Origin of the sequence: Rhodothermus bifroesti, from assembly GCF_017908595.1 — a bacterium.
In the GTDB taxonomy this organism is placed as follows: Bacteria; Bacteroidota; Rhodothermia; order Rhodothermales; family Rhodothermaceae; genus Rhodothermus; species Rhodothermus bifroesti.
Map to the genome: position 1 here is coordinate 167,850 of NZ_JAGKTL010000005.1, position 22,921 is coordinate 190,770.

General features: G+C 56.3%; 12 protein-coding genes. 11 read left to right on the top strand and 1 reads right to left on the bottom strand.

The features are described 5' to 3' along the window. Positions 1-27: 27 nt before the first annotated feature. The 6 genes from J8E65_RS11705 (at position 28) to hisN (ending at position 13,116) form a co-directional block, all read left to right on the top strand. The gene (locus tag J8E65_RS11705; protein WP_210376289.1) at positions 28-534 is read left to right on the top strand and encodes a TonB-dependent receptor plug domain-containing protein; all 507 of its coding nucleotides are present in this window, start codon (positions 28-30) and stop codon (positions 532-534) included. 294 nt (positions 535-828) lie between these two features. Next, positions 829-3,888: a SusC/RagA family TonB-linked outer membrane protein gene (locus J8E65_RS11710; RefSeq protein WP_210376291.1), complete on the top strand. Its 3,060-nt coding sequence runs from the start codon at positions 829-831 to the stop codon at positions 3,886-3,888. A 47-nt stretch (positions 3,889-3,935) separates the two neighbouring features. Beyond that, positions 3,936-5,534 (top strand): RagB/SusD family nutrient uptake outer membrane protein, encoded by a 1,599-nt coding sequence (locus J8E65_RS11715; protein ID WP_210376294.1) that lies wholly within the window; start codon positions 3,936-3,938, stop codon positions 5,532-5,534. Positions 5,535-5,637: 103 nt separating this feature from the next. After that, on the top strand, positions 5,638-8,964 hold the full coding sequence (locus J8E65_RS11720; RefSeq protein ID WP_210376296.1) for a VCBS repeat-containing protein: 3,327 nt from the start codon (positions 5,638-5,640) through the stop codon (positions 8,962-8,964). Further along, positions 8,961-12,317 carry a VCBS repeat-containing protein gene (locus J8E65_RS11725; RefSeq protein WP_210376297.1) on the top strand — a complete coding sequence of 1,119 codons (3,357 nt, stop codon included), beginning with the start codon at positions 8,961-8,963 and terminating at the stop codon, positions 12,315-12,317. Before J8E65_RS11720 ends, J8E65_RS11725 begins: the two co-directional genes overlap by 4 nt. Before the next feature lie 40 nt (positions 12,318-12,357). Beyond that, positions 12,358-13,116: a histidinol-phosphatase gene (gene hisN / locus J8E65_RS11730; protein WP_210376298.1), complete on the top strand. Its 759-nt coding sequence runs from the start codon at positions 12,358-12,360 to the stop codon at positions 13,114-13,116. Here the strand turns inward: hisN and J8E65_RS11735 are convergent. Continuing rightward, the gene (locus tag J8E65_RS11735) at positions 13,106-13,864 is read right to left on the bottom strand and encodes a DUF481 domain-containing protein (RefSeq protein ID WP_210376299.1); all 759 of its coding nucleotides are present in this window, start codon (positions 13,862-13,864) and stop codon (positions 13,106-13,108) included. The two genes, hisN and J8E65_RS11735, sit on opposite strands and share 11 nt — an antisense overlap. 192 nt (positions 13,865-14,056) lie before the next feature. Here J8E65_RS11735 and J8E65_RS11740 point away from each other — a divergent pair, with 192 nt between their 5' ends. The 5 genes from J8E65_RS11740 to J8E65_RS11760 all read left to right on the top strand — a co-directional run bounded on the left by J8E65_RS11740 (position 14,057) and on the right by J8E65_RS11760 (position 22,913). Next, positions 14,057-14,665, top strand: a complete 609-nt coding sequence (locus J8E65_RS11740; protein WP_210376300.1) for a hypothetical protein — start codon at positions 14,057-14,059, stop codon at positions 14,663-14,665. A 278-nt stretch (positions 14,666-14,943) separates the two neighbouring features. Continuing rightward, positions 14,944-18,219 carry a TonB-dependent receptor gene (locus J8E65_RS11745; protein ID WP_210376301.1) on the top strand — a complete coding sequence of 1,092 codons (3,276 nt, stop codon included), beginning with the start codon at positions 14,944-14,946 and terminating at the stop codon, positions 18,217-18,219. Between the two features lie 15 nt (positions 18,220-18,234). Next, the gene (locus J8E65_RS11750; protein WP_237181985.1) at positions 18,235-20,472 is read left to right on the top strand and encodes a hypothetical protein; all 2,238 of its coding nucleotides are present in this window, start codon (positions 18,235-18,237) and stop codon (positions 20,470-20,472) included. A gap of 39 nt (positions 20,473-20,511) precedes the next feature. Next, on the top strand, positions 20,512-21,543 hold the full coding sequence (locus tag J8E65_RS11755; protein ID WP_210376303.1) for a PorV/PorQ family protein: 1,032 nt from the start codon (positions 20,512-20,514) through the stop codon (positions 21,541-21,543). A gap of 86 nt (positions 21,544-21,629) precedes the next feature. Beyond that, entirely contained in the window at positions 21,630-22,913 is a 1,284-nt protein-coding gene (locus J8E65_RS11760; RefSeq protein WP_210376305.1) for a tetratricopeptide repeat protein, read from the top strand. Positions 22,914-22,921: the final 8 nt, after the last annotated feature.

Consider the following 22,921-nt stretch of genomic DNA (forward strand, 5'->3'; position numbering starts at 1 on the left):
GGACCATATCGCAGCCTGTATAGAGCCATGAAACACCCATATCTCACCGGGTGGCTGGCACTGCTTGTTGGAGGCGGACTGCTTATGGGTTGTGCAAGCAGCCGGTCAACAGCGGACACCAGCGCTACTGCGCAAGAAGATCGCGTTGAGGTAGGCTACGGCACGGTACCGCGCGACCAGCTTACAAGCTCGGTCAGCGAGCTCGATCCCGACAAAATCACCGAGCGGCCCATAGCCCGTGTGGAAGAACTTCTGCGGGGACGTGTAGCGGGCGTGTATGTGACCGAAGCTTCAGGAGGCGAGCTATCGATTCGCATTCGCGGCCAAAACACGTTGCTGGGGAATGCCGAGCCGCTATTTGTGGTCGATGGCGTGCCCATTACTCCTATGCCGGGCGGGACCATCTCGTTTTTGAATCCGTACGACATCGAGTCGATCACCGTGCTGAAAGACGCGGCTGCAACAGCCATTTACGGCTCGCGTGGCGCCAATGGTGTCATCGTGATCACCACCAAGCGCCCCCGGCAGCGCTGACCCACACCTCAAAAGACAAGAAAACCCGGTCTAAGCTCAGACCGGAAGGTAGGCCTATCTATGCAGGATAAGGGTAGGGCAAAGCATGCCCATAAGGATAGGACTACATTGCCCTATGGCTTCATGTGAAGATGTGATGAAAGTTTATTGTTTTGTTACAACTTAACCGATTACGCAACGGGGGTGTCCCCTAAAAAAGGGATTGCTTTTCTGAACCTGGGCTTGCAGATTGAAAGCGTTCCCACCGGAAATGGAAACGCTATCATTTCGTCAACTAATTAGATAAAAGGGGTTATGAACCGCATGATCCACTGGAAAAAGTGGCTGCTGGGTGTAGGAGCTTGGTTGTGTAGTGTAAGCGTTGTCATGGCCCAGCCCCGCATGGTTACTGGAACTGTTTCGGACGCTTCTACAGGAGATCCGCTTCCTGGGGTTAATATTGTAGTGCTGGGGACCACCACCGGCACAACGACCGACGTGGGTGGTCGCTACCAGATTGAGGTCCCTGGGCCAGAAGCGATTTTGGTTTTCTCGTTTGTGGGCTATGAGCAAGTGCAGGAGGTGGTGGGCACACGCTCGGTCATCAACGTACGCCTGCAGCCTACGGTAGAGGTGTTAGGGGAGATTGTGGTGGTAGGTTATGGCGTGCAGCGGCGCGAGGACGTGACGGGCTCGGTGGCTTCGATTAGTGTGGATGAAATCAATCAAGGCCGCTATACCTCTCCAGACCAGCTCCTGCAAGGTCGGGTGGCCGGTCTTACGATTGTGGCCAACAACGGTGAGCCTGGAGCAAACCTAAATATTCGGCTGCGTGGGGGCACGTCGATCAGCGCCAGTAACCAGCCGCTTATTGTGATCGATGGCGTGCCGATCGATAACGTGCCGCTAACACCAGGAGGTGCTGGTGTAAACGGGGCACCGCCGCCACCGCGTAACCCGCTCAGCCTGATTAACCCCAACGACATTGAGTCTATTACCGTTTTGAAGGATGCAGCTGCGACAGCCATTTACGGTTCCCGTGGTGCTAATGGCGTCATCCTGATTGAGACCAAGAAAGGGCGGCAAGGGCAGCTCCAGGTGGATTATGATGGCTATGTGACGGCCTCAACGCCTTATCGAAAGATGGACGTGCTCAATGGCGAGGAGTATCGCCGTTTTGTAGAGCAGCAAATTCAGGCGGGCAACCTCCCTGCTTCGGCCCGCAACGTCCTAGGCAATGCCAATACCGATTGGGAGGAGGCGGTTATGCGTACAGCCCTCACCCAGTCGCATAACCTGGCCTTCTCGGGAGGCACTAGCCAGACGCGCTATCGCGCTTCGGTTAACTACCTGAACGAAGAAGGGCTGGTAATTAACTCGGGCCTAGAGCGCTTAACGGGGCGCTTGAACGCGGATCATCAAGCACTGGATGGACGGCTGCGGCTGCAGCTGAATTTGACCTCTTCGTTTACGCACGACAACCTGCTCCCCTATAACCAAACTGCAGGTTTCGAGGGAGGGGTGCTCTCGAACGTCTTTCAGATGAACCCGACCTATCCCATCCATGCCCAAACTAACCTGGACGGGACGCCGGCACGCGATGGCTACTTTGAGATCGCGGATGGTCGCACCTCGGTGCGCAACCCCGTGGCCATGGCTGAACAGGTGCAGGATTTTGCTAAAACGACGCGCAGCCTAGGTAACCTTGCTGCGGAACTGGACCTGCTAGCTGGCCTAACGGCTCGGGTGAACTTTGGGGCCGACCGCGCCCAAGCCAGTCGCCGGCAGTACTTCCCTCAGGAAAGCCCTGTAGGGAATGAGTTTGGCGGCCGTGCCTTGCTGCGCAATCGGGAACACTCCTCTATGACGTTCCAGAGCTACCTGACCTATCGGGGAACGTTTGCGCGGCAACATAACGTGGAGTTGCTGGGAGGCTACGAGTTCAACGAGTACATGACCGAGGAATTCGGGGTCGAAGGACGGGACTTTGTGACCGACCTCACGGGCTACAACGCTGTACAGGCTGGTGCCCTTTTGGTCAAAGAAGGAACGTTCTCCTACAAAGACAAAAGCCGACTGGTCTCGTTCTTTACGCGCCTTAACTATAACTTTGCCAGTAAATACTACCTCACAGGGGTGCTGCGCTACGATGGGTCTTCGCGGTTCGGCGAAGGCAATAAGTGGGCCCTCTTTCCAGCTGTATCCGGTGCTTGGCGCTTAAGCGCAGAACCCTTCCTGCGAGGTGTCGACTGGATCAGCGACTTGCGACTGAAGGTAGGTTACGGAATCACCGGTAGCCAGGAAATCGGCAACTACCTGTCGCTGGCACAGTTGGGCGCCCGCCAGGACCTGCAGGCCGTCTTCAACCAGGAAGCCTTTACGGGCTTTGCTCCGATCAACTACGCCAATCCCAACCTCCAGTGGGAAGAAACCGCCTCCTTTAACGTAGGCCTAGACTATAACTTCTGGAACGGCAAGCTGTCGGGTACCCTGGAGTACTACGTTAAAGAGACCGATAAACTGTTGCTGGAAATCCCAGTGCCCCAGCCAGCGCCGGTGCCAACGCGCATTGAAAACATTGGCAAGACGCGTAACCGGGGCTTTGAGCTCTCGATGGACGCGCTGGCCATCGATCGGCCTAACTTCAACGTGCTTTTGGGACTGGTCTTTAGCGCTAACCGTAACGAGGTGGTCAGCCTTGGCCCTCACGAGTTTATCGTGACTGGCGTGGTTAGCGGTCGCGGCCAGTCGGGGAACTTCGCCCAACGCCTGATTCCGGGAGAGCCGGTAGGCACATTCTACGGCTGGATCTTTGAAGGCGTAGAAAATGGCCGTCAGAAGTTCCGCGATCTCAACGGAGACGGCCGCATCGACGATGCCGACCGCACCATCATTGGAAAAGCGCAGCCCGACTTTACCTACGGATTCCGGACAAACATCTACTGGGGCAACCTGGACTTTAGCCTCTTCATCCGCGGTGAGCAAGGCCGCGACGTGTTCAACAACACAGCCTTGGTCTACCAAACCAAGAGCGCTGTATTGCAAAACCAAAACTTCCTGAAGGCTGCTCTGGATGACCCCGACGCGCTGGATGAACCGGCCATCTTTTCTTCGCGCTGGATTGAGGACGGCTCGTTCTTGCGCGTAGACAATGTGACCATTGGTTACACGTTCAGGAATCTAGGAGGGGTGCTCGGGCAGCATGTGCGCCGCGCCCGCGTCTACGTCACGGGCCAGAATCTGCTGCTCCTTACGCCATACTCAGGCTATGACCCCGAGGTAAACATCAGCGCTGGCCTTGCTGCGCTGGGCATTGACTATGCCCAGTATCCACGGCCCCGGAGCTTTACGCTAGGGGTAAGCTTGGGATTCTAAAACCTTGTGGCATAACCATGATGCAGACCAAACAGCATAGATCGACTATGAACCGCTGTTGCACCTACCGAGCGCTTCTCCGGGGATGGCCTTTCCTTGCTTTGGCTATCTTGCTGGGAAGCTGTACTAACCTCGAGGAGGAGACCTTCTCGGTCGTAACGCCCGATAAGTTTTATCGAACCGACCGGGAAATCACAGCCGCCTTGGCACCTATCTACGCGCAACTCCGCGCGCTAGAATGGAGCTACTGGACCATGAGCCAGGTAACGACGGACGAGACCGTTGTGCCTACGCGCGGCTCGGACTGGTACGACGACCGCCGCTGGCTCAACCTCCACGAGCATAACTTCTTGCCCTCACAGGTAGACTTTAACGGTGCCTGGGTAGATCTCTACACCGGCATTGCCCGCGCGAATGGCTTGCTCCAAACCCTGGCTGAAATTGATGTGGCCAATAAGGAGCAAATCGAGGCCGAAGTGCGGCTGTTGCGGGCATTCTACTACTATTGCCTGTTGGACCTGTTTGGCAACGTTCCCATTGTAGGAGACGATGAGTTTGTGGTGGATCCTGAAAATCCACCACCCACCGAACCCCGCAGCAAAGTTTATGACTTTGTCAAAAGCGAGCTGCTGGCGGCACGGGAAAATCTGCCCGAAACGCCACCGCTGCCAGGTCGCGTGACAAAATGGGTAGCGGATGCCCTTTTGGCAAGCCTCTACTTGAACGCAGGGGTGTTCACGAAAAACAGTACCCAAATCAATCCCAACGGCTACAACTCCTGCATGGACGTCCCCAATGCTTGCCAAGAGGCAGTGCGGCATGCTGACAACGTGATCAACTCGGGCTACTTCCAACTCGCTGCTAACTGGTTCCAAAACTTTCTACCGGACAACCACAACTCGCCCGAAATCATTTTTGCTACCCAGCATCTGCCAGAACCCGGCCTGGGCATGAACTTCGTCATGCGCACGCTGCACTACCACCAGCTGACGCCCTCGCCGTGGAACGGGCATTCCATCTTAGCAGAGACCTATAACCTGTTCGACGATGACGACCTGCGCAAGACGATCTTCTTGGTAGGTCAACAGTATGCTGAGCCACGCGGCAACTGCATTGGCCGGCAATGCTACTCGCAAGGGGCACCCTTGCAAGACCGAGCAGGCAATCCCTTGGCCTATACGCCCGAGATCAATAACGTATTTGCCGCTACCGAGTACGAAGGCGTGCGCGTGCTCAAGTATGGCCCAGACCCTGCGCACGTTGGCGGGGACCATGGAAACGACTATGCTTGGTTCCGGCTGGCTGAAATGTATCTGATTAAGGCCGAGGCGCTCAATGAAATCAACGGCCCGAATGCCGAGTCGATCAACCTGATCAACCAGGTGCGGGCGCGCGTATTCGATCCACCTAAACCCTTGAATTTGGCCGACTATCCCTCCAAAGAGGCCCTACGAGAGGCCATCCTAAAAGAACGGCTCTTTGAGTTCACTTGGGAGGCTAAGCGGCGGCAAGACCTCATTCGGCACGGAAAATATACGCGGGCTTACCAGTTTAAGCCGCAAAGCCCGCAGCGCGTCCTACTCCTACCGATTCCACAAGCGCAGCTCGACGCTAACCCGAATCTCCAGCAGAACCCGGGCTACTGATGGTCCGTTAGGTTGCGCGGTGACGCATCGCCGGGGCCTGCGCTTGCCGCAGCGCCCCGGCGATGTTTTCTTAAGGCCTATCGAACAGCCTGCAATGTACGGTATGACTCGGAAGGGATGGTGGATAGGACTAGTGCTTATCGGACTAGGGTGCCGATCGACGCCGCCTAGCAGCACGCTTTTTGAGGCGCTTTCAGGACGCCAAACCGGCGTGCGCTTCGAAAATCGCCTGCGTGAAACGCAACAGTTCAACGTGTTTATCTATCGCAACTTTTACAACGGCGGTGGCGTGGGGCTAGCCGACTTTAACGGCGATGGCTTACTGGACATTTATCTCACTGCCAACCAAGGCCCTAACCGTCTTTATCTGAACCGCGGCAATTGGCGCTTTGAGGACGTTACCGAACAGGCCGGCGTGGCTGGCAGCAAACCCTGGAGCACGGGTGTAGCTATTGCTGACGTCGACGGCAACGGCTGGCCGGATATCTACGTGTGCAACAGCGGTCCTTTTGCCGATAGCCTGCGGGCCAATGAGCTTTTTTTAAACTTGGGTCCCGGCGAAAACGGCATTCCCCGTTTTCGAGAAGCTGCCGCTGAACTGGGCCTGGCCGACACCGGCTTTTCGATCCATGCCGCATTTTTTGACTACGACCGCGACGGCGACCTGGACGTCTACGTCCTCAACAACTCCATGCGCCCCATTATCAGTTTGGATTTACGCAACACGCGCCATGAGCGCAGCTGGGAAGGGGGTGACCGGCTTTACCGCAACGACGGAGGACGGTTTGTAGACGTCAGCGCCGAAGCAGGCATCTACGGCCCAGAAATTGCCTTTGGGTTGGGGGTGACCGTAGCTGACCTCAACCGAGATGGCTGGCCTGATCTATACATCTCGAACGACTTCTTTGAACGCGACTACTTGTATCTCAACCAAGGGGATGGGACGTTTCGTGAAGTGCTGGAAGAGGCCATGGCCTCTATTAGCCTTTCCTCGATGGGGGCCGATGCAGCTGATCTCAACAACGATGGCTTCCCAGAAGTGTTTGTCACCGATATGCTCCCCGAAGCGGACGCACGCCTGAAAACCACCACAACCTATGAAGGCTGGCAGCTCTACCAGACGAAACTCCGACAAGGGTTCTACCACCAGTTTACACGCAACACGCTGCAGTATAACCATGGCGATGGCACCTTCAGCGAAATCGGCATGATTGCCGGTGTAGCCGCTACCGACTGGAGCTGGGCTGCACTCATTTTTGATGCCGACTTAGATGGCTATAAAGACATTTTCGTGGCCAACGGCATCTACTGGGACGTGATCGATCAGGATTACTTGGACTATCTGGCCAGCGAAGAAACCATGCAGGCCATGCTCCAGCGTGAACGCGTCGATTACCTGGAGCTTATCCGTCGCATGCCTTCGCATCCGCTCCCCAACTACCTGTTTCATAACCAGGGCAACCTGACCTTTAGCAACCGTGCGCAAGCATGGGGTTTGGGTCGCCCGGGCTTCTCGAGCGGTGCTGCCTATGGCGACTTAGATGGCGATGGAGATCTGGATCTGGTGGTCAACGATGTCAACGGTCCCGTACGCCTCTACCGAAATCGGGCCCAAGAGCTAACCCATCATCGTTTTCTTCAGATCCACCTCGAAGGTGAAGCGCCGAATACCCAAGGTGTAGGGGCTCAAGTAACGATTGTCGCTGGGGATCAGCGTTTTTACCAGGAGCAGATGCCCAACCGCGGCTTTCAGTCGTCGGTCGATCCCGTACTGACCTTTGGGCTGGGTAAGTTGGATACCGTGGAGGCCGTGGTGGTGGTCTGGCCCGACGGCCGGTATGAGGTGCGTCGTCAGGTAGCCACAAACCAGCGACTGCGTTTTCGCCAATCTGAAGCGCAACCTGGAACGCCTGAAGTGCCGCTGTTGCCTGCACGGCAGATCCCGCACTTGGTGGACGTCACCGCACGCATAGGGCTTACCCATCGGCATCAGGAAGATGCATTTGTGGACTTCCAGCGAGAAGGCCTGCTTCCCTGGATGCGTTCGCGCGAAGGTCCCCGGGTGGCTGTGGGCGATGTCAACGGGGATGGGCGCGAAGACTTCTATCTTGGTGGGGCTAAAGGTTTTCCAGGCGTGCTCTTTATCGCACAACCCGACGGGCGCTTTGCGCCAACCCACGAGGCCCTCTTTGCGGTCGATGCCCTGTCGGAGGATGTAGGCGCTGTGTTTTTTGATGCCGATGGCGACGGCAACCTCGACCTTTACGTCGCCAGCGGGGGTACAGCCTATGCCCCGCAAGCCTCAGCCTTGCAGGATCGCCTGTACCTCAATGATGGCCGCGGACGATTTGTCAAGGCACCTGATCGCTTGCCAGAATACCGCATCAGCACCCAGGCCGTTGCCGCAGCCGACTACGACGGCGATGGGGATCTGGATCTGTTCGTGGGCGGCCGTCTGGTCCCCTGGCGCTATGGCGAAACGCCCCCGAGTGTGCTGCTGGTGAATAACGGCAAGGGATACTTTACCGACCAAACCGATCTGCGCGCCCCCGGCTTACGCCAAGTAGGCATGGTCACCGATGCCGCTTGGGCTGATCTCGATGGTGACGGCCGGCTTGACTTGGTCGTGGTTGGTGAATGGATGCCAATCACCTTCTTGCGCAACGCGGGCCAGGGACGGCTCGAACGCCAAGCTGTGCCTGCACTGGATAGCCTAAAAGGTCTGTGGCACCGACTGGCCATAGCCGACTTTGATGGCGACGGCGACCTCGACTTTGTGGTGACCAACTTGGGACTGAACACCCCGCTCCAGGCCTCACCCGAGGCTCCCTTAGTGCTCTGGGCAAAAGATTTTGACCAAAACGGCTTTTTCGACCACATCCTCACCCGCCGTGAAGGTGCCCGCCATCGACCACTTACGTTGCTTGCCGAGCTGCGCAGCCAGCTTCCCTACGTTGCGCTGCGGATCCCTTCTCATGCCGCCTATGCCCAGATGATGCTTGAAGATATCTTCCGCCCCGAAGAGCTCGAAGGCGCCTTGGCGCTTGAAGTGACCGAACTGCGGAGTCTGTACATCGAAAACTTGGGGAATTGGCAGTTTCAAGTGCACCCGCTACCCTTTGAAGCGCAATGGGCGCCGCTCTACGGACTGCTGCCAATCGATGTGGATGGGGATGGCCACCTGGATCTGCTGGCTGGCGGCAACTTTCGCTGGGCACAAACCGGGATTGGGCTGATGGAAGCTACCTATGGGCTTTGGCTCAAGGGAGATGGCCGGGGCCATTTTACAGCCATTTTGCCGCGCGATAGCGGCTTTTTTGTGCGTGGTGAAGTGCGCGACGTGCGTCTGCTGCGACGGGCTGGCCTGTCTCCCCTGGTGCTTGTTGCCCTAAATGACGATGCTCCACGCTTTTTCCAGTTACGTCGATGACACAGATACGCCATTTTCTTGGGATCGTTGTGTTGCTTGCCTTGTCGGCCTGCTCCAAGCCAAGCGCGCCTACCTTGTTTGAACCACTCTCTGCCGAGCGCACTGGAATCACGTTTGTTAATGCAGTGCCACCCGATGACCCCGCTTTTAACATCATCGAATACATGTATTATTACGATGGGGCTGGGGTAGCTGCAGCAGACTTTAACGGCGACAGGCTGCCCGATTTGTACTTCGTCGCTAACCTGGGCCCAAACCGGCTGTACCTAAACCGGGGAGATTTTCGCTTTGAGGACGTCACAGAGCAAGCTGGCGTGGCCGGCACAGGCAACTGGAATACGGCCGCGGCTGTAGTAGACCTCGACGGCAACGGCTGGCCGGATATCTACCTCGTGACGTTTAGCAATTACTTAGACCGAACCGGACGCAACCAGCTTTTCTTGAACCTGGGCCCTGACGAAAACGGCATCCCGCGCTTTCGCGAGGCAGCTGCTGAATTTGGCCTCGACATCGCAGCTTATGGCACGCAGGCTGTGTTTTTGGACTATGACCGTGATGGCGATCTCGACGTCTACTTGCTGCACCGGGCACTGCACACCCCCGAAAGTTATGGCCCTGCGCAAACGCTGCGAGCCCGCTTTGATCCGAATGCCAGCGATCGGCTACTGCGCAATGATAACGGCCGTTTTGTGGACGTTACGGCTGAGGCCGGCATCGAAGACGGCCTGATTGGCTACGGCCTGGGTGTGGTCGTGAGCGATCTGGACCAGGACGGCTGGCCCGATTTGTATGTGGCTAACGACTTTCACGAAGACGATCGCCTGTATCGCAACAACGGAGACGGTACGTTCACCAACGTGTTGCCAACAGCCACCTACTACACCTCGCGCGCCTCTATGGGCGTTGATGCCGGCGATGTGAACGGCGATGGGCTCCCAGACATTGTCGTGCTCGACATGATGCCTTTTGATGTAGCCATCTACCAGGCTTCTGGGGGACCTGAAAGCTTCGAACTCTATCAACTGCAGCGGCGATTGGGCTATCATCCCCAATTTCCACACAACGTGCTCTTGCTCAATCAGGGCCAAATGCGCTTCATCGATGTAGCTTTTCTGGCTGGAATTGCCGCTACAGATTGGAGCTGGGCCCCTTTGCTGGCCGATTTGGACAACGATGGGCATGTGGACCTGTTTGTGACCAACGGGATCTATCACCGACCCAACGACCTCGATTATATCCGTTACATTGAGCAGCCTGAAGTCCAAGAAGCCCTAACCCATGGCCTAACGCCCAAGTTGATGGCCGAGGTGCTGCGCCACATGCCCCACGTGCCGCAGCCAAACTTTGCCTTTCGCAACAACGGCGACGGGACGTTTACCAATCAGGCCGCCAGCTGGGGTCTGGCAGAACCAGGATTTTCTACCGGTGCCGTGTACGTCGATCTCGACGGCGACGGCGCGTTGGATTTGGTCGTCAATAACCTCAACGCGCCAGCAGCCGTGTACCGCAATCGGGTGCGCGAGCTGCAACCTGAGCATGCAAACTTTTTGCGCGTTGCCCTGGAAGGCGAAGGGATGAACCGCATGGGGATTGGGGCGCGCGTGACCGTACACTATGCCGGTAGGATGCTGCTTCGAGAACAACAGCCTGTGCGGGGTTGGCTGTCGTCCGTTGAGCCCGTAGTGCACTTTGGGCTAGGCGCTTACGCCCAGGTTGATTCGGTGGTGGTCGTCTGGCCCGACGGGCGCTATGAAGTGCGCCGCCAGCTCGCTGCCAACCAAACGCTGACGTTTCGCCAAAGCGAAGCCAGTGGAAGCGATCGCTACCAGCATGCTTTGCCACAAGCGCTGTTCTTTACCGACGTAACGCAGACCTTAGCGTTGCCCTACCGGCACGAAGAAAATGCTTTTGTGGATTTCACCCGGGAGCCGTTGCAACCGCACCGTCTTTCCCGAGAAGGCCCGGCGCTAGCAGTAGGCGATGTCAACGGAGATGGTTTGGAAGATGTGTTCCTAGGCGGAGCCAAGTGGCAAGCAGCCCAGCTGCTTTTGCAACGAGCCGATGGCACGTTCGCACCCTCTAACGAAGCCTTGTGGCAAGCCGAAAGCCCCTACGAAGATGTCGACGCCGCACTTTTTGATGCCGATGGCGACGGCCACTTGGATCTCCTGGTCGTCAGTGGAGGCAACGAATGGTGGGGACGTGCCGAAGCCCTGCGCGGTCGGCTGTACCGGAATGACGGCCAGGGAAATTTTAGGCGAGATGAAACAGCCCTCCCTGATGTATTTGTCAATGGCGCTTGCGTGCGCCCAGCCGATTTCAACGGTAATGGCTATGCGGACTTGTTCATCGGCGGTCGGGTTGAAACCGGCCGCTATGGACAATCTCCGCGTAGCTACCTGCTGGAAAATCAGGGCGATGGAACATTTATAGACGTCACAGAAGCCCGTGCGCCTGCCCTGGCCCGGCTAGGGATGGTCACCGATGCCGCCTGGGCCGATCTCGATGGCGACGGCCGGCTTGATTTGGTCGTTGTTGGCGAATGGATGCCGATCACCCTTTTTTTCCAGCAGCCTGACGGCACGTTTACCCCCACTGCTTTAGCAGACACCGAAGGCTGGTGGTTTACCGTGCAGGTGGTAGATCTCGACAGCGACGGAGACCTAGACCTTGTGGCAGGCAACTTAGGACGCAATGCGCTGTTGCAGGCTTCGCCTGAGCGGCCGGCTCGACTCTACCTGCAAGACCTGGACGAAGACGGGCAGCCAGATCCAGTGATTACGGCCTACTGGGGAAACCAAGCCTATCCCATAGCGCTGACAGATCAGCTACTGCAACGTTTCCCTAAGCTTCGATCGCGTTTTAAGGGGTACCACAACTGGGGGGTGCCCAGGCTGGAAGACCTCTTCGGATCCCAGGTGGTACAGCAGGCTGAAGTGCGCCAGGCCAAAACGTTCGCTTCCGTCTGGGCAGAAAACGATGGTAAGGGCCACTTCACCGTACACGCGCTACCAGCTGCAGCACAGCATTTTCCAATCCGGGCCATGGCCCAGGCCGATCTCAACGGCGACGGCCACTTGGACCTAATCCTGGCAGGGAATTTTTTTGAAGCACAGCCGCACCTGGGATCCTACGGTGCCGGCTATGGATTGGTACTGCTGGGACCGCCCGATGCCTGGCGTCCGCTCTTGCCGTCGCAAAGCGGCCTGTGGCTAGAGGGGCAGGTGCGGCGCTTGCAGTGGCTGCTGCATCGCGCTTCGGGCCGAAAGCTGCTGCTAGCTGCGCGCAATGACGCACCGGTGCAGGTGCTGGCAGGGCAACCGGCTTCGGCCGCCACAGCGCTTCGTCCATAAGGTGCTGTTTGCCCTTAGGGTTGCTAATCCGCTGCCAAAGATGAACCAGGCCTTTTTTCGCCGTTTGGCCGACATTGCAGCTGAAACGCTGCGCCCCTACTGGGGCCAGCAGCTGGCGGTAGAGCTTAAGGAAGATGCCTCACCCGTTACCGAAGCCGATCGCGCCGTTGAGCGGGCTCTGCGTGCGCAGATTACCCAAGCCTATCCGGCCCATGGGTTGTGGGGCGAAGAGTATGGACCGGAGCGGCCAGATGCCGAATGGGTGTGGGTACTGGACCCGATTGATGGCACCAAGTCGTTTATTGCTGGCGTGCCGCTGTTTACCACGCTTATCGGATTGCTGCATGAGGGACGCCCCGTCCAGGGCGCCATTATTCAGCCGGTTTTAGGACAGTTTCTCTATGGAGATGGCACAGGGGCTTGGTTCAATAACAAGCCGGTACGCGTGCGGCAGTGCATGCGGCTGGAAGAGGCCGTACTGCTGACCACCGACGAAAACCACATCGAGCAGCACTATGGCAGCGCAGCTTTTACCCAGCTACGCCGCCGCGTGCGGCTGTTTCGAACGTGGGGCGACGCCTATGGATATTTGCTGGTAGCTACCGGACGGGCCGATATCATGTTAGATGCCGAAATGCATCCCTGGGATGTGTTACCCCTCATTCCTGTTGTGACCGGGGCAGGGGGCATGATCACTTCTTGGTACGGCGGGGATGCACCTCAAGGGCCAGGATGCGTGGCCGCTGCGCCCACATTACATGCCGAAGTGCTGGGCATCTTACGTGCAGCTACCACGTGAGCCGTAGTCCAGTGCGTAGCGCAGCGTCGTAGGGGAGCACCGCATCAGGGGGATCGCTATCGTAGCGGTACGTAAAGGTTGTAGAAAAGGCCACATGAGGGCTTAGGCGCGTTTCAAAGCTGCTTTCATGTAAAAGGCGCACATCCCGAAACGCCTCCAGGCGCGGCTGAAGGTAAGTGACCGAAAGCAGCGCAAGCTGCTCCCCCAAACGTAAACGCAGCGTTAGGTAGTTGCTCCAGCGCAGGGCCCGCACACGAACCGGATGGCGCGCTACACGCGTCAGATCCAGCACCTCATATTCGAACATCAGCGCGCTGGCTTGGTGAATACGCAGGGCAGGCGTGTGCATATAGCCTATACGCAGTCCCGATCCTATTAATGAGCGAAGCTGGAGAAGCGTAAAGCCATCTCGTTCAAGCTGTCCAAAAGCTTCCCAGGTCCATCGAGACGTTACATCGTAATTATAGCGCGTGTGAAAAAAGGCGCTGTTCCTGAACGTGCGTCCCCTGCGCTCGCCATAACGCAGCGTGCCTACCCAGAAGATGAGATGGGCATCCTTGCGGTAATCAAAGCGGGCATTTAGGGTAGCCTCGAAAAGCGCGGCGTTCCCACGTCGTACGTCGAGCTCGCCCCCGAACATGCCTCCAAAACCTTGGGGCTCTGTAGGACGCAGGCGTTCGGTGTTGACCTGCGCTTGAGCGCTTGCGTAGGCCAACAAAAACAACCCCATAACTATACACCAACGCATGGCATAGCCCCATCGATTGCGCACAAATGCCGCCTAGTAAACCGGTCAAACCGTGAGGTTCCTTTCCTGAGATCAACACCAGGTGTCTACAATTGACAACAATAGGCAGGTACTTTAAGGGCTATTTCAAGCTGGTACAACATTGGATGCTCATCTTCCAGGGTGAAACTCAAAAAAACAAATTCTATAATTATGAACTTGCGTTTCTGGTTACTCAGCACGGCGATTTTTCTTGCCGGGTGCACAAGCGTACGCATAGCTGGGGAAACAGACCCAGAGGCCTATCCGCTGCGTCGGGTACTTGTGCATGCAGAAGCTGAAGATTTAGCGTTGCGCCAGCAAATTGAGCGTTCGCTAACGGAAGCCCTGCGCAAACGCCATGTAGAGGCCGAAATGTCATTGGAAAAAGTGCCTGCCACACGCAGTGTCGCAGACTGGCCGCGTTGGGCAAGGCAATCCGGCTACGATGCCTACCTACACGTGATTGTGCGTGAACGGGGACAGCAGTTTAAGCCCACCTATACGCGAGTCGATACCCGTGTAGAAAATAGCCGGCGTACGACCACGGTAATCGAACAAACCGGCTCAGTGCGAGACTATGCCCTGCTGGAAGCACGTCTAATTGAAACCAGCGAGCAACGCACCTTTTGGGTCGGTAGTGTGCTTACCCGTTCAAACATGCAAACAAGCGGGGTCTTGACCAGCCCAGATCACGATCTGCAGCTTGCGCTTAAGGATGCCGCTAAACGATTGGCCAAAGAGCTGACCCAGAAGCACAAATTGCTTCAGGCAAGCCGCTAAACTGCAGTAACAACGCAGCTTGAGCCCCCATATACTGGGGGCTTTTTTTTCGCGTAGGAGCACTACAAATTTGAGCCCGATGGGCTAGTCCTGAAAGAGAAACCGCTTTCCGGAAACAGGCTGCTCTAAGTTTGCTAAACCTATAAATGCTTATAGGTTATTTCTTGGGACCGCTTCCAAAGTGTGCAGGGATGAATTTTTGCACTTGACGGGGTGCAGAGTTTGTCAAAATTTTGGAAATAAATTTGACCTGTCACCTCAACCTTTAGCGAGACCTTATGAAGCGGGTATTGCGACTACAGGGTTTGCTGCTGCTTGGTTCCCTCTTTTGGGGAGCAGTGGCATGGGCCCAAACGGGCAAAATTTCTGGTCGGGTGGTAGATGCCAGCAGTGGTGAGCCGCTTCCAGGGGTAAACGTGGTTATCGAAGGGACCACGCTGGGGGCCACCACCGACATTGATGGGTACTACAACATTATCAATGTTCGTCCCGGTACGTACACCCTACGCGCTTCGTTTGTGGGCTATACGCCCCAGGTTGTAGAGAATGTGGAAGTTAACGTGGGGTTGACGACGGAGATCAACTTTGCCCTGCAAGAAGTAGCGATTGGCTTGCAAGAAGTGGTGGTGCAGGCTACGCGGCCTATCGTGCAGCCCGACATCTCGGCCAGCATTGTCAACATTAGCGCTTCGGTGATTCAAGCGCTGCCGGTAGCAACCGATGTGGCGCAAGTGATTGGCCTGCAGCCGGGCTTTGAGCCAGGGCTAGTAGTGCGTGGCTATGGTGGAAACCAGATTGCATTTTTGCTTGATGGTATGAACCTGGCCGACCCGCGCACCAATGCGCCGTTTACGGGCGTCAGCTTTACTGCGGTTGAAGAAGTGCAAGCGCAAACGGGAGGGTTTACAGCTGAGTACGGGAACGTGCGTTCGGGTCTGATCAACGTGGTTATGAAAGAGCCTGCGCGGAATCGGTATACGGTTGACCTGATTGCGCGCTATGCGCCACCCCAGCCGAAGAACTTTGGCGGAACCCCCAACGACCCAGAGTCTTATTGGGTGCGCCCCTACTTTGATCCCAGTGTGGCGTTTGTGGGAACGAGGGCAGCGTGGGATGAGTGGACGCAGCGACAGTATCCAGAGTTTGCGGGGTGGAATGCAGCAGCCAATGCCTATAACACTGCGCATGGTACCAATGTGACGCCGCAGCAGTTGCAGAAGGCGTTCGAGTGGTACATGCGCAAAGACAATAAAATCCACGAGCCAGATTATCAGCTCGATGGTACGATTACAGGCCCTGTGCCTGGTATTGGGTCCTATTTAGGCAATTTGCGCTTTTTGGCTTCTTATCGCCAAACGCAAAGCGCCTTTGTGATCCCACAACGTCGCAAGGCTTATCAGGACTATACCGCCCAAGGGAAGCTGGTTTCAGACATTTTTGCAGGAGGCCGGCTGGAAATCCTGGGCATGCGTTCGCAGCGTAAAGGGCTGCAGCCGGTGCTGAGCGATGCCCCGACGGCAGCCATTGTCGATGGCTCGACGCCTACGTTCCCGTGGGATGGTCGGGGAGATTTGCAAAATATGGCCATTGGTTCTGTAGGGGATCACGTCACACGTGCCGGTCTTTACGGAGACTGGGTCTTTGCGCAGATGGACATCACCTATACGCTGGGTGGCCTGAAGTTTACCCATGCCTTCTCACCGCAGACCTACTATGAGGTGCAGCTGCAGCGGACGCAGACCGAGTACAAGACAGGTCATATTCCGCCTCGAGATCCGAACCCGGTGGTTTGCGTAACGCCTGGTAATCCAGAGATTCGGGATATCAACGATCCAGCCTGTCAGGATGCCAACGCAATTAGACTGACCTCGGCGCCGTTTGGCTATGAGTATCGCGGTATGGATGACGGCATTGGGCCTGGATTGCGGCTTGGGGGCCACGGGGGTACGCCTTATGACACCTCTAAAGTAGGTCGCTGGCTGTTCTCTGCGGCACTGACAAGCCAGGTGAACCGCTTCTTGCAGGTTAAGGGTGGGGTAGAGTTTAACTTGAGTGATTACAAGATGAATTATGGGGAAAATGACCCCTTCTTTGTACACCACCCCAACCCAAAATACCGTTGGCATCGGAAGCCGCAGCAAGGGGCAGCTTTCCTGCAGAGCAAGTTGGAGTTCAAAGGATTGATCGCCAACCTGGGCCTGCGGCTCGACTACTTTAACCCAAGCGGCAAGTGGTATGTCTATCAGCTTTATGACCGAGCCTTTACGCCAGTCATTGGGGCAGACCGCATTGCCGAAGTGCTCCCGCAAGAACCCGTAGACAAGCAGCTTACGCTAAGTCCACGCCTGGGTATTTCCTTCCCGGTCTCGGAAAACAGCAAGCTGTATTTCAACTACGGTCACTTCCGGCAAATGCCAGACCCTGTGCCCCTGTTTGAGGTCGAAAAGATCTCCAGTGGGGCTGTATCCCGTATTGGCAACCCCAATTTGCCGCTCCAGAAGACCGTTGCCTACGAGCTGGGCTTTGAGCAGAACCTTTACAATATGTTCCTGCTGCGTCTGGCCGGTTATTACCGAGATGTATCGCTGCAGGCGCGCAATATCAACTTCCAAAGCATCGATGGCGAGGTCAACTATTGGGTAGCCCGTCCGTGGAATTACGGGGATGTGCGTGGCTTTGAGATCTCGCTCTCGAAAAACCGTGGACGGTGGGTGCAGGGTTTTGTGAACTATACCTACATGGCCCGCAAAACGGGTAACTTTGGTTACACAAACAACTTCGAAAACCCCGTTCGCCAACAGCAGTACCTGCTGACCACTACAGACCACTATCAGAGCCGGCCAATTCCGGAGCCTTTTGCCCGGTTTAATGTCGACATCCTGACGCCGTCGGACTTTGGGCCAAATTATGGCGGCCTGCGGCCATTGGCTGAGTGGCGGCTCAGCATTCTAGGCGAATGGCGTGCGGGACAAGTGCTCACCTGGACCGGCAACAGCCTGCTTGAGGCCGGTAGCCCGGTGCGCGGGATTGAGCACAACGTGCGTTGGAAAGATTACTACAACGTTGACCTACGCCTAAGTAAGACCATCGACAGCCGGATAGGTGAGGTCCAATTTTTCATGGACGTAACCAACGTCTTCAATATCCGGCATCTAAATCGCTGGAGTGGTTTTGTGAACGCGACCGATCTGCTGCAGTACTTGCAGTCGCTCCATCTGCCCAAAAAGACCTTCGAGGGCCTTGAGAGCGGTCCGCCCTATCCGCTGATCCCGGGCAACGACCGGCCAGGGGACTATCGGAAGCCAGGCGTAGAGTTCGTGCCTATTATCGTATGCACGGGAGAATGCGCGCCGGCGGCTAGCAACCCAGGCCGAGCCCTGTACTACAGGGATGGGGAGTATTTCCAATACAAAAACAATGGGTTCGTCCTAGCGGACCGCAAGTTTGTTGACCGGGTGCTGAAGGATAAGGCCTACATCGACATGCCAAACGCGGACTTCTTCACCTTCTTCAATCCGCGGCGCGTGTTCTTCGGTATTCGGGTCTCGTTCTAACAAGAAAGTAAAAGGATGAGGATATCTATGATTGCAACCCACAAAACGGCAAGTTTAGGGCGTTGCGTGGGAGCCTTGTTGCTCCTGCTGATCTTCAGCGACATCGCGCAAGCCCAGTGGAGCGGTCGCTGGCTTGCCATTGGCCGGCTACAATCCCACTACTTAGGGGGTGGCTCAGAGCCAGAAAGTATGGCTGGTATTGATGGTACCGGCACGTATACCTGGCCAGGCCACCACATTGGTGCCTACTGGGGCCACTGGCGAGGACTGTGGGTGAGCGCTAAAAATTGGCGTTCGCCTGATGGACAGACGTTCCCCGTGCGCATTGAGCATATCGGTCCTCGCTTTAACGGGGTAGGAGAGGTGTTTCAAGATGTGATTAAATTGGTCTACAAATTTGAGCAGCCAGAAATTGTGGTTGATGGCCTTCGCACTTTTGATAAACCTGCTATACCTGACGAAATTGATCCTTCGCTCAAAGCCGATGCCATGGTATACAATAAAACACGTAATGCCATGGGCATCGAGATGGAGCGCAAAGTATATCAATTCAGTAACGAAATCCATCAGGATTATCACATTATCGAATATGTATTTACCAATACCGGCAATGTAGACGAAGACGACGAGATTGAACTGCCTAACCAAACCCTGCAAGACGTTTACTTCACGTTCTTCTATCGCAACAAAGCCAATGCGCCAGCGGGTGCATGGGATAACAGTGGGGGTGGAGCAGCCTGGGGACAGTTTACGATGAATGATGCGCTGGTGCCGGGCTTTCAAGAATATGGGCAGTCGTTTGCCCAACGCCATGCTGCGCAGTTTTCCTGGTTGGGACATGTGCCGGCGCAGACCGTGTTCAACACCATTGGTAACCCCATGTGGTTTGAACTGCAGCCCTGGATTGCCCATATCGGGGGTGACACTACAGGGCGCTTAGGCGCAGCTGCCATGTTCGGTACGTTGACTATCCATGCGGATCAGTCGGCAACCAACAAGACCCATGATCCCAGCCAGCCCCGGATGATGACGCGGCTAGACTCGGACGATGCCGAGCTAACAGCGCGTAATGACCACAACGACCTCAGCGTCATGCAGCTGGAACGCAACTGGCTTGAGGATGGCAATAAGGTGGCCAGTGATCCAGCCAATGCCCGCTATAACCCCAACAACCCCACGCATGCGTATATCATCCAGCCAGACGGTCGCTTCCATCTGCAAACTTCTGATCCTTCGCAAGGCCGTCCAGGCGGATGGGGCTATGTCCAAAGCTTTGGCCCGTACACGCTTCAGCCCAACCAGAGCATCCGCATTGTTGTGGCCGAAGGCATCGCAGGCCTAAGCGACAAGCTTAGCTTTATGCTGGGCAAGTGGTATAAGAACAAAGTTCGGGCAGAAGGGCAGGCTGCTGCTAACGCGGCACGCTTCAGCTGGAATCCAGTGACGGATAGTCCCTGCCAGGAGGGAAGCCCAGGCTGCGTTAGCCTGACCAAGAATGAGTGGGTGATGACTGCCCGCGACTCACTCTTCCAGCTCTTCCAGCGGATCCTCAACGTATGGGAGAACAACTTGGACATCCCACAGCCACCTAAACCGCCACGTCGGTTCGTGGTGACCTCAGGCACCGATCGCATTACGCTGGAATGGGAGACCTATAGCGGCGAGCCGGATCCACCTGGAGGCTGGGAAATCTGGCGTGCCCAAAGCTTCTACTTTGGTATCCCCCTGCCCGATAGCTCTACGGTTTACCAACGGATCGCAACGCTGCCTGGCAATGCGCGCTCGTACGTCGATGAAAACGTGACGCGCGGGGTCAACTACTACTACTACATCCAGGCGGTGGGCAATGAAGTCGACGATCCAACCGCAGGTCGCCGCGTGCGCCTCAAGAGCAACCGGTACTGGACGCAAACCTACCAGCCGGCTGTGTTGCGGCGGCCGCCAGGAAGGTCGTTGGATGAAGTGCGCGTAGTCCCCAACCCCTACAACCTGGAGGCAGACTTGGGCGTCCGCTTCCCTGACCTGCAAGACAAGATCGCCTTCTACGGCCTACCTGCTCGGGCAACGATCCGGATCTACACAGAGCTAGGCGAGCTGGTCAAGGTGATCGAACACACTGACGGAAGCGGTGACGAGTTCTGGGACCTGACTACCTCGTCGCGTCAGGTGGTGGCTAGCGGCATCTACTTTGCCGTCATCACCGACGCAGATACCGGCGCCCAGACCACGCGCACCATTGTCATCATCCGTTGATTTCTTGGGATAATGATCACGCAAACGTTGCCGATGACCATGAAACGCAGCTATATCGGGACCAGCCTCTTGCTATTGGGCTGGCTGGTTTTCCCGGCCTTACTCTACGCTCAGGGTACAGGAACGGGGACCGAGCTGGAAACCAAAAAGCTGGCCCAAACCGGGTTTAAGTTCCTTAGCGTATCCGTAGACCCCAGGGCAGCCGCAATGGCCGATGCCCTCACGGCCCGCGATAACGCTTCATCACTGGCCCTTTTCTATAACCCGGCCAGCATGGCTTACTTCGATCGCACGTTCCACTTTGCAGCTGGACAAACGCGCTGGATTAACAGCACCGACTATAATTTCGCCAGCCTGGCCTATCGCCCCATGGGCGGCCAGTTTGGCGTGATCGGGCTCAGCGTGGTAGCCGTAAGCTATCCGGAGGTGCTCCGGACTATCTTCGCTAACAACGAACAGGGCTACCTGGACCAGGGCACGTATAGCCCCAGCGCATTAGCGATCGGATTGGGCTATGCGCGTGCGATCACCGACCGCTTTGCCGTTGGCGGACATGCAAAGTTTGCCCGCCAAAACCTGGGTGAGGCCCAAGTTACCCAAGGCGGTCGCATGGAAAGCTACGCGAAGTCGACGATCGCTGTAGACTTTGGCGTGCTCTACCGGACAGCGCTGCAAAGCCTAACCTTTGCGATGAGCGTGCGAAACTTCTCGCGCGAGCTAACCTATGTGGAGGAAAGCTTTGAGCTGCCACTGGCCTTCCAAATTGGGGCTACCTATAACCTCATGGATCTGCTCGCGCCGGCCAACAGCACGCATACGCTTTGGCTTAGCGTCGATGCTGTCCGGCCCCGCGACTACCCTGAGCAAATTAAGGTAGGCATGGAATATGGTTTCATGGACCTGCTATTCTTGCGGGCCGGCTACATCACACCTACCGATGAACAAGGGATCAACGTGGGTGCCGGTTTGCGCTTAGGGTCAGAAAGCTTTCGCATTGGGGTCGATTATGCCTACACCTCGTTTGGCATCTTCGACAACGTCCATCGACTAGGCTTACAGCTGGCCTTCTAAAGCAGAAGAGCGCGAAAAGAATGCAGAGCCCCGACCGGTACGGCCGGTCGGGGCTCTGATGTGTCAACAGCAGTGGGAAGAGCAAGGTGTTGCGCATACGTCTTTGGATTGGCTTAAGTCTACTGATCTTTACCGGCTGCCGGCCAACAGCGCCGGAGGCTTACCGTCCGCCCTCGGAACGCGTGCTGACCGCAGCACAGGCAGCACGGCTGCATCAGGCCTGGCAAGCTTATGCTCAAGGGGCCTACCAACATGCCATGCAGCTTGCCGATAGCTTGCTGCAAGAAGGTGCTGAAATCGCGGAGGTTTATTTACTCAAAGGCCGCATTTACCTGGACATCAATGCATTTGAAGAAGCCTTAACCCACCTCGAAAAAGCCCGGGCTTTAGATGCTTACCTGCGGGGAATCGATTTCCAAATCGGACACGCGGCGTTTCTTCAAGGGTTCTATCGCCGCGCACTCGCTTACTACTTAAAAGAGCTCGCTTTGATTGAACAGTCCCCTACAGAAGTGCAGCGTTACTACGCCGAAACAGACCGCATCGCTAAGGTAGCCATTTATCGACAAGCTGGACGTGCCTGTTTTTTGCTCGATAGCTTGCAGGCAGCCCGCCAGTTCTATCACCGCGCCTTGGAACTGGATTCCCTAGACAGCGAAAGTTACCGATGGCTGGCTGAACTAGAAGAACAAGAAGGGAACCTTCAAACCGCGTTGCAGCTTGCCGAAAAAGCACTCGCCCTGAATCCTAAAGAGCTGGAAAACCTGTATACCTTCGCTCGTTTGCTGCTGCGCACGGGACACACCGAAGACGCAGTGCATTTTTTGCAGCTGGTTTTGGAACGCCACCCCTTGCACCGGGGCGCAAACTACAACTTGGGCCGCGCCTTGATGTTACGAGGAGAGACGCGTGCAGGGGAATTCTACCTGGCGCGAGCCCAGCGGATTCAACAGCTCACAGGGAAGATCGATCAAGCCCGATTAGCAGCCTATCAGACCGGAGACGTACGCCACTGGAAAGAGCTAGCCACTTTGTTGATTGAAGCTGGAAGATACGTAGAGGCCCGTCGTGCTTTGGATGTTGTGCTGTTTTTGGAGCCGCATAACCTGGCTCTCGAAAATGACCGTGCAAATTTAGCCCTCCTGCTGGGCGACACGCTAGATGCCCTTGCGCGCTATCAGCAGCTTCTACGTCGCGACCCTACGCTTGCTGATGTTTGGCTCAATCTAGGCGTTGTCTATGCCCAGCAGAAACAGTACGAAGCAGCCCGCAAGGCCTGGCAACAAGCCTTGCGCTACCGTCCCGATGATGATACCTTACGGCAGTATCTGCAGCTGCTGGACCGTCGTATGCACTCGGAAGGGTCTTAATCTGTCTT

Excerpts from the sequence above, each read along its gene's own strand:
- J8E65_RS11740 (WP_210376300.1), top strand. The coding sequence starts at position 14,057 with ATGAACTTGCGTTTCTGGTTACTCAGCACGGCGATTTTTCTTGCCGGG.
- J8E65_RS11725 (WP_210376297.1), top strand. The coding sequence starts at position 8,961 with ATGACACAGATACGCCATTTTCTTGGGATCGTTGTGTTGCTTGCCTTG.
- J8E65_RS11715 (WP_210376294.1), top strand. The coding sequence starts at position 3,936 with ATGAACCGCTGTTGCACCTACCGAGCGCTTCTCCGGGGATGGCCTTTC.
- J8E65_RS11705 (WP_210376289.1), top strand. The coding sequence starts at position 28 with ATGAAACACCCATATCTCACCGGGTGGCTGGCACTGCTTGTTGGAGGC.
- J8E65_RS11745 (WP_210376301.1), top strand. The coding sequence starts at position 14,944 with ATGAAGCGGGTATTGCGACTACAGGGTTTGCTGCTGCTTGGTTCCCTC.
- J8E65_RS11720 (WP_210376296.1), top strand. The coding sequence starts at position 5,638 with ATGACTCGGAAGGGATGGTGGATAGGACTAGTGCTTATCGGACTAGGG.
- J8E65_RS11750 (WP_237181985.1), top strand. The coding sequence starts at position 18,235 with ATGAGGATATCTATGATTGCAACCCACAAAACGGCAAGTTTAGGGCGT.
- J8E65_RS11755 (WP_210376303.1), top strand. The coding sequence starts at position 20,512 with ATGAAACGCAGCTATATCGGGACCAGCCTCTTGCTATTGGGCTGGCTG.
- hisN (WP_210376298.1), top strand. The coding sequence starts at position 12,358 with ATGAACCAGGCCTTTTTTCGCCGTTTGGCCGACATTGCAGCTGAAACG.
- J8E65_RS11710 (WP_210376291.1), top strand. The coding sequence starts at position 829 with ATGAACCGCATGATCCACTGGAAAAAGTGGCTGCTGGGTGTAGGAGCT.
- J8E65_RS11735 (WP_210376299.1), bottom strand. The coding sequence starts at position 13,864 with ATGCGTTGGTGTATAGTTATGGGGTTGTTTTTGTTGGCCTACGCAAGC.